Source organism: Psychroserpens burtonensis DSM 12212, assembly GCF_000425305.1.
GTDB lineage: Bacteria > Bacteroidota > Bacteroidia > Flavobacteriales > Flavobacteriaceae > Psychroserpens > Psychroserpens burtonensis.
The window spans coordinates 249,354-261,101 of the sequence record NZ_KE384346.1 but is presented as its reverse complement, the minus strand read 5'-3'; the positions used below and the strand labels follow the sequence as shown (position 1 = coordinate 261,101).

Annotated in this window: 8 protein-coding genes; 6 read left to right on the top strand and 2 right to left on the bottom strand. The window is 33.7% G+C overall.

Translation table 11 applies throughout. The annotated features are described in order from the left end of the window. Positions 1–348: 348 nt before the first annotated feature. Positions 349–1,860 carry a histidine ammonia-lyase gene (hutH, locus tag H593_RS0116565; RefSeq protein ID WP_028873439.1) on the bottom strand — a complete coding sequence of 504 codons (1,512 nt, stop codon included), beginning with the start codon at positions 1,858–1,860 and terminating at the stop codon, positions 349–351. A 128-nt stretch (positions 1,861–1,988) separates the two neighbouring features. On the opposite strand from hutH, the gene H593_RS0116560 reads away from it, so the two are divergent. Further along, on the top strand, positions 1,989–3,374 hold the full coding sequence (locus tag H593_RS0116560; RefSeq protein WP_028873438.1) for a TlpA family protein disulfide reductase: 1,386 nt from the start codon (positions 1,989–1,991) through the stop codon (positions 3,372–3,374). Positions 3,375–3,449: 75 nt separating this feature from the next. Here the strand turns inward: H593_RS0116560 and H593_RS0116555 are convergent, their stop codons facing one another. Continuing rightward, on the bottom strand, positions 3,450–5,000 hold the full coding sequence (locus H593_RS0116555) for an NAD(P)H-hydrate dehydratase (protein WP_028873437.1): 1,551 nt from the start codon (positions 4,998–5,000) through the stop codon (positions 3,450–3,452). Positions 5,001–5,323: 323 nt separating this feature from the next. On the opposite strand from H593_RS0116555, the gene thrA reads away from it, so the two are divergent. The 5 genes from thrA (at position 5,324) to H593_RS0116520 (ending at position 11,589) form a co-directional block, all read left to right on the top strand. Then, the gene (gene thrA, locus H593_RS0116550) at positions 5,324–7,771 is read left to right on the top strand and encodes a bifunctional aspartate kinase/homoserine dehydrogenase I (RefSeq protein WP_028873436.1); all 2,448 of its coding nucleotides are present in this window, start codon (positions 5,324–5,326) and stop codon (positions 7,769–7,771) included. A gap of 170 nt (positions 7,772–7,941) precedes the next feature. Continuing rightward, positions 7,942–8,865, top strand: a complete 924-nt coding sequence (locus H593_RS0116540) for a homoserine kinase (RefSeq protein ID WP_028873435.1) — start codon at positions 7,942–7,944, stop codon at positions 8,863–8,865. Between the two features lie 391 nt (positions 8,866–9,256). Next, positions 9,257–10,555, top strand: a complete 1,299-nt coding sequence (gene thrC / locus H593_RS0116530) for a threonine synthase (protein ID WP_028873434.1) — start codon at positions 9,257–9,259, stop codon at positions 10,553–10,555. Positions 10,556–10,601: 46 nt separating this feature from the next. Next, a complete protein-coding gene (locus H593_RS0116525; RefSeq protein ID WP_028873433.1) occupies positions 10,602–11,030 on the top strand; it encodes a hypothetical protein in 429 nt (142 codons plus the stop codon). Between the two features lie 28 nt (positions 11,031–11,058). Beyond that, a complete protein-coding gene (locus tag H593_RS0116520) occupies positions 11,059–11,589 on the top strand; it encodes a hypothetical protein (RefSeq protein ID WP_028873432.1) in 531 nt (176 codons plus the stop codon). Positions 11,590–11,748: the final 159 nt, after the last annotated feature.

Here is an 11,748-nt window from a genome sequence, read left to right as displayed (position 1 = left end):
ATTAAATTATTTTAACATTTATATTGACAATACACGTATTGCCAGCAAAAACATAAATACGAGATTTATGCATAAGCTTAAAATTAGATTTTGACGAACTGAACAAACAGAACATCAAATAGAATGAAACCATTCTAAATCAATAAATGCTAATAATCAATTGTTGTGCTATCAAACAATTTTTGGGTAAGAATAACAGATTAATTTGCTATTATGTTAAGCTGTTATAAAGTAAAAAAAGAACATTTCTCCTCTTACTATGAATCAAAAATAAAGTATAATATACTGAAGTCCAAATAAATTTATTCTTTTTTTTAACATTAAACCGTTAAACAATTTTTTTTACCTTTAATCGAAAAGTATGTTATTATCGATGCAAAAATCGCCGATAAAATGTACTGTTTTTTCCATAAGTTTATAAAAAACTTTGTCTTCAGTGACAAATGGAACCTCAGATCTGTAACTTTCTAAAAAAGAATTTATTAAATCTGAAGACCTTAATGGTTTTCTAAAATAAAGCGCTTGTGAAGCGTTTAATAATTCAATTGCCAAAATACGTTCCACATTATTGACGATACTAAAACACTGGGTCGCGGCATTTGCTCCCATACTCACATGATCCTCTTGACCATTGCTCGATACAATACTATCAACACTCGCAGGAGTAGCCAACTGCTTATTAGCACTCACGATACTTGCTGCCGTATATTGCGGAATCATAAAACCAGAATTCAATCCTGGGTTATCAACCAAGAACAAAGGCAAGCCTCTTAACCCAGATACTAATTGATAGGTACGTCTTTCAGAAATATTACCAAGCTCTGCCATTGAAATTTTTAAATAATCTAAAGCCAACGCTAAAGGTTGACCGTGAAAATTTCCGCCTGAAATAATCTCATCATCTCCAACGAAAATATTTGGATTATCTGTGACCGAATTTATTTCAGTTTTAAATGTTTTATGCACAAAATCTAAAGTGTCTTTTGTTGCACCATGCACTTGAGGTATACATCTAAATGAATATGGATCTTGAACATGAGCCTTATGCTGATTAATCAATTCACTGCCTTCAAGGAACCCTCTAACTCTTTTTGCAGTGTTAACTTGACCTTTATGAGGCCTAACGAGATGAACTAATTCATTAAATGGCTCAATTCTGCCATCAAAAGCATCTAAAGAAATACTTCCTATTAAGTCTGCGAAATAGGAAAGCTTATGCGATTTTATAAGCAAGTAAATTCCGTAGGCACTCATAAATTGAGTTCCGTTTAACAATGCAAGACCTTCTTTTGATTGTAATTCTATAGATTCCCAATTAAATTTTGATAAGATGTCTTTTGACTCGTACACCTTATCCTTATATAGGACTTCACCTTTAGCAATCAACGGTAAAGCTAAATGTGCTAATGGTGCCAAGTCTCCAGAGGCACCTAAAGAACCTTGAGTATAAATAATTGGCAAAATATCATTGTTAAAAAAATCAATGAGGCGTTGAACTGTTTTTAATTGAACTCCACTATGACCATAACTTAATGATTGCACCTTAAGCAACAACATAAGTTTTACAACTTGTTCAGGAACGCGCTCACCAATACCACAGGCATGAGACATCACTAAGTTTTCCTGTAATTTTGTAAGCTTATCTTTAGAGATTTTCACATCGCAGAGAGAACCAAACCCTGTATTAATTCCATAAATGGGCTGATCTGCATTTTTTATTTTATTATCTAAATAGCTGCGACATGCTTCTATTTTTTTTATAGCTTCTTTGGATAACTCTATTTTCTTATTCTGAAAAAGGATATCATTAACGGTTGAAAGTTCTAAAATTTCCGAAGAAATAAAATGCGTTGTTTTCATAGTTAGGTTTTACGACTTCAAACTTGAGAATAACATCTCTACTTTGCAACATAATGTTAATAATTAATAAAAGATGACTTAAAAAAAATGATAAACTGTATTTTTGAATCACTAAAATAATAAAAAATATGAAAAGATTAATTGTTGCTTTAATAGCGCTGTCAGTTTTTACTTGTCAGCAAGAAAAAAAAATAGACTATGCTGTTATTTCTGGAAAAATAGAAAATTCTAAAGTTAAAAACGCAATTGTTAGTAATGCTGATTTTAAAGCAGAAATAGCGATTAACGACGATGGTACATTTACTGATACGCTTCGTATTCCTGAAAACGGATTTTACACAATGGCAATAGGTAGAGAATTCACAGCCATACATATAGGATTTGCAGACAATCTTAACGTAACACTTGACGCTAAGAAATTTGACGAAACTATTACGTATACTGGCGAAGGCGCTATTAAAAACAATTATTTAGCTGCAAAAACTTTAGGTAATGGAAAAGCTACAGCCAATGCAGTTGAATTTTACTCCATGGATGAAGATGATTTTAAAACTAAATTATCTGAAATTGAAACAGAAAATGAAGCGCTTTTAAATGGTTTGACTAATGCTGATGAAGCTTTCATTTCTGCAGAAAAACAGAATATCATCTATGATAAGTATCTAATGATTAATAACTATTCTCAAAGACATGGTTATTATACTAAAAAGGAAGATTTTGAAGTATCGGAAAGTTTTATTCCAACAGCATTAAAAGAGATGACATTTGATGATTCAAAAGCATACAAATCTTCTAGTTCATATAAGGATATGGCTTTTGACAAAGTATTGACAGTTCTATTTGAAGGTTTAGGTGATGATATTTCATCAGTTTCTCCAGAAGATTTACAAGGCGTTTCGAATATTAAGATTCCTGCATTAAAAAATGATGTTATCGATTATGTATCAAGTTTCTTAGTATCACCTAATAATGAAAACATGGAAGCAGTCTATAATTTCTTTATTGAGAACAGCACTAAGGAGGACACTAAAAAGAAACTTACAGACACTTTTGATAAAAATAAAAATCTAGTAAAAGGCAAACCTTCTCCTCAGTTTGTGAATTATGAAAATCATAAAGGTGGTGCATTATCTCTCAACGATTTAAAAGGAAAATATGTATATGTGGATGTTTGGGCAACTTGGTGTGGTCCATGCATTAGAGAAATACCGTCTCTAAAAGATGTTGAGAAAAAATTCCACAACGAAAATATAGAATTTGTAAGCACCTCAATTGACCAATCTAAAGACCATGATAAATGGGTAAGTATGGTTCAAGATAAAGACTTGGGTGGTCTACAATTAATGGCAGATAAGGATTGGAATTCTAAGTTTGTAAGAGACTACGCCATTCAAGGTATTCCAAGATTTATTTTAATAGATCCAAATGGAAATATTGTAAGCGCAGATGCACCAAGACCATCAGACCCTAAATTAGTAGAGTTATTGGAAAAAGAACTCAAGATACAACCTTAATAAATTTATAAATAGCAAAAACACCACTTCAGTTGAAGTGGTGTTTGTTTTTAAACATGTTATTATTGAGTGTTTTTAATCGTCAGGTTGTGCCTCTTCAACTTGTGGCTGCTCAGGTTGACTAAATAAATCGATATAGGCTTCCCCTAAAGTTTCAATAATATGACTCGCTATAAGACTCTGATAGCCTAAATTTTCAATGGCAATATCTGCAGCTTTACCATGAAGATACACTCCAAAAATAGCTGCATTTAAGGGGCTGTATCCTTGTGATAGCAAACCTGTAATGACACCTGTTAAAACATCGCCAGTTCCAGCGGTTGCCATTCCAGGATTCCCTGTTGTATTCACAAAATATTTATCGTCAAAAACAGTAATTGTATTTGCGCCCTTGATGACTAAAATTACGGTATACTTTTTAGAGAACTGTTTTGCTTTTTCAAGCTTATCAAAATCGTCTTGCCACGTCCCTATTAAACGTTCTAATTCTTTGGGATGTGGTGTTAAAACTGACTTCTCAGGAAGTAGTTTTAAGAGTGTTTTTTTCTTTGATAAGATATTAAGCCCGTCGGCATCCATAACTAATGGTGTTTTATTTGTTTTTAGAAATTTCTCTAGAGCAGAGACCGTTTCAGTTGCTGTTCCCATTCCAATTCCTAGTCCAATGACAGTAGGCTCTATGTCAAATTCTATCTCAGAAATCACAGCGTCATTTTGATTGGTAATCACCATCCCTTCAGGGAATGCGGTTTGCAAAATTTGATATCCGCTTTTTGGCACATAAGAGGTCACCAATCCAGCACCAATAGACAATGCGGCGCGGCTTGCTAAAACAACTGCACCTATTTTACCATAGCTACCTCCAATTATTAAACTGTGACCATAATCTCCTTTATGAGCAAATTTCTCCCTGGGTTTATACATAGGTACCACCTCATTTTTCCCTATTAATTCGCTCTCCGTTTCTGTGGCAAGCAAAAATGTTCTATCAATACCAATATCAATAACTTCCCATTGTGTAGAAAATTTAGCAGTTTCTGGTAAAAAAAATATCAATTTTGGCGACTGAAAACTAAGCGTATAGTTGGCCCACACAACTCCATTTTCATCTTCAATTGCTTTATCTGTGTAAACCCCAGAAGGAACATCAATAGCTAAAGTAAATGCTTCACTTTTTTTAAAGTGAACAAACAATGATTTTACCCAATCCTTTACTGGCCTGTTTAAACCAATTCCAAAGACGGCATCCACTATAATATCATCCTTGTGGATCTCAGGAAAATCAGACTCGCAAGCGAGCATATCTGGCCACTTTTTAGTCGTCTGTTTTATCAAATCATAATTAACTAAAAAATCTTTGGTTCGTTTGTCACTGCAGTTCACCACATATGTTTTTACATTGTAACCGTGGGTAATTAACTGTCTTGCGACTACCAACCCATCACCTCCATTATTTCCAATCCCACAAAAGACATGAATAGGCACTTGAGCGCCTTGCATTCTAATATGAAGCCAATTGAATATTTGAATTCCAGCATACTCCATCAATTCTGTTGACGTAATACTTTGGTTTTTTGCTGTAAGCTGATCTCCTTCGTAAATTTGTTCTTTTGAAAATATCTTCATATTTACTGTATAATAATGATTATAAATTCGTCATTTATACTAGTAAAAATGACGAATTATTGAATAGATTCCTTTTAAAGTGAAAAATGTGCAAAACATCTTTCAAAATTTTTTTATTCCTGTAAAAATAATACATTTGATATGTATAGGCTTAAAAAAATGACAAACCTAAATCCAAATATTTTTGAAATTTTCATCTCTTTGTCTAGTGGAATGACGTTTGGTATGATCACCCAAAGGGGGTTTTAGCGATATGTCTTCAATAACCTCCTAGGTTACAAAAAAGATTTAAATAAACAAAATTCACATTTAAACATCTAAAAATGAATGTTTTAAAATTTGGCGGAACTTCTGTAGGATCTGCAAAAAACATAAATAAAGTCATTTCGATTCTCGACAATTATTCGCAAAATAATCGTGTAATTTGTGTGGTTTCTGCAATTGGAGGAATTACAGATAAGTTATTAAAAGCCGCTGACATGGCTCAGAGAAAAAACCGAGATTATATCTTAGAATATGAAGCTATTGCAGAAAAACATCATTCGATTTTATTAGAATTAATTCCTTCGGGAAATGAAACAATTTCAACGCCTTTAAGTAACAAATTACAAGATCTTAGAAGTCTCTTGGACGGCATATTTTTAATCAATGAGTTATCTCCAAAAACATCTGATAAATTGGTCAGTTTTGGAGAATTGCTATCGGCTTTCATTATTGCCGAAACGATGAAAAACAGAGGTCTAGATTGCATACGAAAAAACAGTCAGGAATTGATGGTAACAAATTCTAATTTCACCAAGGCAGAAGTCCAGTATCAACAGACTAATACTAACATAAAAAGTTACTTTTCCGAAGCAAAAGAGCAAATCACTATTCTCCCAGGGTTTATTTCAAAATCAACAAATGGAGAATTAACTACTTTAGGTCGAGGAGGTTCTGATTTCACAGCAGCTATAGTCGCTGCAGCTTTAAAAGTCAATTCTCTTGAAATCTGGACAGATGTAAGTGGGATGTATACAACCAATCCAAAACTAGTAAAACAAGCATTTCCTATTGAAAATTTATCCTATCAGGAAGCGATGGAATTATCTCATTTTGGCGCCAAAGTTTTATATCCTCCAACCGTACAACCTGTTTTGAATTTAAACATTCCAATTCATATAAAAAACACATTAAAACCTAACGCTATTGGCACGAAGATTTCAAATGATTTTATCGATAATTCGGCAACTCCTGTTAAGGGAATTTCTAATATTGATAATATTGCATTGTTAACACTTCAAGGTAACGGAATGGTTGGAATTCCAGGATTTTCAAAACGCCTCTTTGAATCCTTAGCACAGGAGATGATTAATATCATTTTTATTACTCAAGCCTCATCAGAACATTCTATTTGTTTTGGAATTGACACCAAAGATTCTCAACTAGCAAAATCAGCTATTGACTGTGTGTTTGAAAATGAAATTTCATTACATAAAATTGACCCTATACTTATCGAAACTGGCTTATCAATTATTGCGCTTGTGGGTGACAAAATGAAGAGTCATCAAGGCATCAGCGGTAAAATGTTCAGGACTTTAGGAAAAAATAATATTAATATAAGAGCCATCGCACAAGGCGCTTCAGAACGAAATATATCAACAGTGATAGTAGAAAAAGATGTCAAAAAAGCTTTAAACGCGCTACATGAGCGATTTTTTGAAGACAAAAACAAACAACTCAATGTATTCATTACAGGTGTTGGAAATGTAGGAGAACGCCTTGTTGAACAAATAAAGCAACAAAGAAAGTATTTGAAAGAGCAATTAAAAATCAATTTAAAAGTAGTTGGATTATCCAATTCTAGAACCATGATTTTTAATGATGACGGACTCTCATTAAAAGATTGGAAAACAGAATTACAAACTGGAGAAAAAGCAACATTAAATGGTTTTTTGGAGCGTGCAAAAGACTTTAATTTACGCAACAGCATATTCGTAGACGTCACTGCCAATGAAGATATTTCAAAATTATACGGCGCTTATTTAAAACACAGTATTGCTGTTGTTGCTTGTAATAAAATAGCATGCTCAAGTAGCTTTGAAAAGTATAGAGAACTTAAAGAATTATCACTTAAATACAACGCACCATTTTTATTCGAAACAAACGTTGGTGCGGGATTACCTGTTATTGATACGCTTAATAATTTAATTGCTTCTGGAGACACAATCACCTCTATACAAGCTGTTTTATCTGGTAGTTTAAATTTTGTCTTCAATAATTTTGATGATACAACGAAGTTTCATGATGTCGTTAAACAAGCTCAAAAAGAAGGCTACACAGAACCCGATCCAAGAATTGATTTAAGTGGTGTTGATGTCGCTAGAAAAATTCTAATTTTAGCGCGTGAAAGCGGAACAGAAATGAACCTCGAAGACATAGAAAACGATTCGTTTTTGACTCCAGCTAATTTAGAGAGCAACTCTGTTGATGATTTTTATAAAACATTGATTGATGATGAAGCGCATTTTCAGAAGTTATACGCTTCAGCAAAAGCGAATGATTGTCAGTTAAAATATGTGGCAGCATTCAATGATGGAAAAGCAAAAGTTGGACTAAAAGAAATCCCTCAAGGACATCCTTTTTTCAACCTTGAAGGCAAAGATAATATCGTCATGTTTTACACACAACGTTACCCAGAACAGCCTATGATAATCAAAGGTGCTGGTGCTGGTGCTGATGTTACTGCTTCAGGATTATTTGCAGATATTATTAGAACAGGTAATAAGTAGGTGATTTTCAGTATTCAGTTTGCAGTTTGCAATGCTTACTCGAATGGAAACAAAGAAGTAAATAGTTTTCGGTCCCAGTATGCAGTGCTTACTCGGACGGGAATAAAAATAAATACGTTTTCTTCGGAAAAACAGAAACTAAACGAGTTCGCAATTGCGGAAAATAATATATGAACGAGATAAAAATTTTCTCTCCAGCAACAGTTGCCAATGTCTCTTGCGGATTCGATGTTCTCGGGTTTTGCCTAGACACTATTGGCGATGAAATGGTCATTAGAAAAACCGATAAAAAAGGCATTCATATCACTAGAATTGAAGGTTACGATTTACCCTTTGAAGCCGAAAACAATGTGGCTGGGGTTTCTGCATTAGCATTATTTGAAGATGCACAACCAGATTACGGATTTGAAATCGAAATCTACAAAAACATAAAACCAGGAAGTGGTATTGGCAGTAGTTCAGCTAGTGCTGTTGGTAGTGTTTTTGGGATGAACGAACTTCTAGGACAACCTTATAACAAAACACAACTCACCAACTTTGCTATGAAAGGCGAAGCTCTGGCGAGTCAATGTGAGCATGCAGATAATATTGCTCCTGCTATTTTTGGCGGTTTCACATTAGTTAAGTCTGTTGCACCTCTTGAGGTGTTGCAATTACCAACACCAAAAGATCTATTTGCAGTGATTATTCATCCTCAAATTGAAGTAAAGACGTCAGAGTCTAGAGCAATTCTTCCCAAGCAGATCCCATTACAAGATGCCATTACCCAATGGTCAAATGTTGGGAGCTTGGTGCACGCCTTGCACACCAGTGATTATAAATTATTAAGTAGATCATTGACAGATGTTGTGGTAGAACCTCATCGCAGTAAACTGATTCCACACTTTGATGTGATTAGACAAACTGCACTTGACAATGGCGCTTTAGGTTGTGGGATTTCAGGATCTGGACCCTCAATTTTTAATTTATGCTACGGACATAGGAATGCTAAAAGTGTAGCTAAAGCCATTAAAAAGGTGTACTCTAAAACTGGGATTCCGTTTGTAGTTTACGTGTCGAAGATTAATACGGAAGGGGTTAAGATTATTGGCTAAAAGGACCAAATACGGATGACCGAAAACCGAATTACTCAGATGGAAAAAGTGGACGGAAGAGAGAAAAAAATAATGACCAATAACAGGCGGTGAAGCTAGACAGAATTAGATTTTTAATGAGACAATAAAACAACTGACATTATGAATACATTCAAGTTTGAAAAATTGATTATTTGACAAAAAATAATGGATTTAGCAGAAGTCGTGACCTGTTTATTTAAAGCAAAACGATCAAGTTATATTAAAATCGAGCGTTTCGATTCATTTTATTTACAATCCCATTCACTAATGAATATGATGATTGCCTTTAGAAAAAAATTAAAATAAAAATCCGAAACTTAAAATCGAAGCACAATTTAAGCTTCGGTCTTCAGTCTTCGGTCTTACAATTATGAATTACTATAGTCTTAATAGAAAAGCACCAGATACGAATTTCGAAAACGCAGTTATCAAAGGACTTGCGCCAGATAGAGGTTTATATTTTCCGAGGGAAATAAAGCCGTTACCTGTCTCATTTTTTGAAGATATTGATAGTAAATCGTATCCTGAAATTGCCTTTGAAGCGATTAAACAATTTGTAAGTCCAGAAATTCCAGAAGACATTTTAAAAACGATTGTTGAAGAGACGTTGTCGTTTGATTTTCCAGTTGTGAAACTGGATGATAAGATCTCAACATTGGAGTTATTTCATGGACCAACGATGGCTTTTAAGGATGTTGGCGCTCGTTTTATGGCTCGATGTTTAGCTTATTTTAATAAAAATAACACCAATGAAGTGACGGTTTTAGTTGCTACTTCTGGAGATACAGGAGGTGCTGTTGCCAATGGGTTTCTAGGAGTTAAAGGTGTGAATGTTGTAATATTATATCCTTCTGGGAAAGTGAGTGATATTCAAGAAAAACAACTAACAACGCTTGGTCAAAATATTACTGCTTTAGAAGTTGATGGTGTGTTTGACGATTGTCAAGACATGGTTAAAAGAGCATTTTTAGATGCCCAATTGACTAGTAAAATGCAATTAACATCTGCTAATTCTATCAACGTGGCGCGTTGGTTACCACAACTCTTCTATTTCATGTTTGCTTATAAGCAATTGCACAATCAACATGATGCCATTGTGTTTTCTATTCCTAGTGGTAACTTCGGAAATATCTGCGCAGGAATGGTAGCGCAACAATTAGGATTACCGGTCAAACATTTTATCGCCTCTAATAATGCAAATAATGTAGTTACAGAATATTTAGAAACAGAACATTACAATCCCAAACCATCTGTACCCACCATTAGTAATGCTATGGATGTTGGAAACCCAAGTAATTTTATACGCATTCAAGAGATTTACAATAATGACTTTGAGCGCTTACAAGCCAATTTATCTTCTTTTAGTTATACAGACGATGAGACAAAAACAGCACTTCTAGAGATTTACGAACGCTATAATTACGTTTCAGATCCTCATGGCGCTATTGGTTACTTAGGCTGTAAAGATCATTTGAAGACCAACCCAAATGCACACTGTGTATTTTTAGAAACAGCGCATCCAACTAAGTTTTTAGATGTAGTTGAAGACGTAATTAAAACTACAGTTGCTTTACCACCTCAAATTGAAGCGGTAATGGGTAAAGAGAAAGTCGCTTTACAGATTTCAGATTATGAAGGATTGAAGGCCTTTTTGTTGGGTACAATTTAGAAAGACACAATTACGTTAGCCTTACTACAATAACAAATACAACCAGATGAATCCAACAATCTCAAAATGTATGCTTAGCGCTTTACTCCTATCGTCTTTGTACTCATGTGATAGATCATCTTGTGAAACAGACAATCCTGTCTTTCTAAATAACGGGGTTCTCAGCAAAGTATATCAAAGAGAAGTGGTTCATCAAATTGAAATCGTTGGAGAAGATAATCTTAGATTTTGGTTATCAGATTATGTAGAAAAAGACCAAAAGCATTATTTGGTGTTTTATGTGCAAAATGATAATTTATGCGCTCAAGCTGTGATGCACATTGATCATGAAGATAAAACTTTCTCAGAAATTGTGAACACGAAAGGCAAAGGTCGTTTTAATGCTGAATTTAAAGGCGTTTCTTTTGATGTTTCTCAAGATGATAATGACAACCTTTTGATTCGTTATACTGGATGTGAGTCTATAATTGACTAGCTTTGACTAGTTAAATTGTGGCCTATTTATGAAAAAACTTTACTTATTTACAATAGTCTTATGCTCCTCATTATTTAGTTTTTCACAAGATTTAGAGATTGGTGTTAAACTAATAGAAAACAATACAGTTAAAAAAGTCACGTCATCAAAATCAGTATTATTTGTAATTGAAGATGACACACACTACATTCATTTTTATTTGGATTTAGCCAGAAAGATAAAGCGAAAGCTAAGAAAATCTACTAGTGCCGTTGACTTTAATTATGAGATGTCATCTGAATTTAAACCTTTTGAATTTGATTTAAAAAGAATCCCAAACAAGAAATATGACAAATTAAATTATGATATTGTTTGTTTTCTTGAAACCTCAAACATGAAAAATTTTGATGCGACCAAAGAAAGGGAACGCGTTATTATATTTGATTTAGATTTAAATATATCGGAAAGCTCAACAAATAAAACAATAGAAATAGCTAAACTGCATATTGCTGCAAATAACTTTATTGCAGACCATAATAAAGAAGCTGCACATTTAATTTCAGAGATTATAATTCAATAACTCTTGTTTATGGTTGTAAAAAAAGTCAATTTAATTAAACTGATTAGACCCAAGGACATTACCCGAAATTTAAGAAATGAAATATAAAAGAAAATATTTCGGCCGTTGTTGGTGTTTTCCACCAACAAATATCGGTAAAAAACACCAATATAAGCAGTG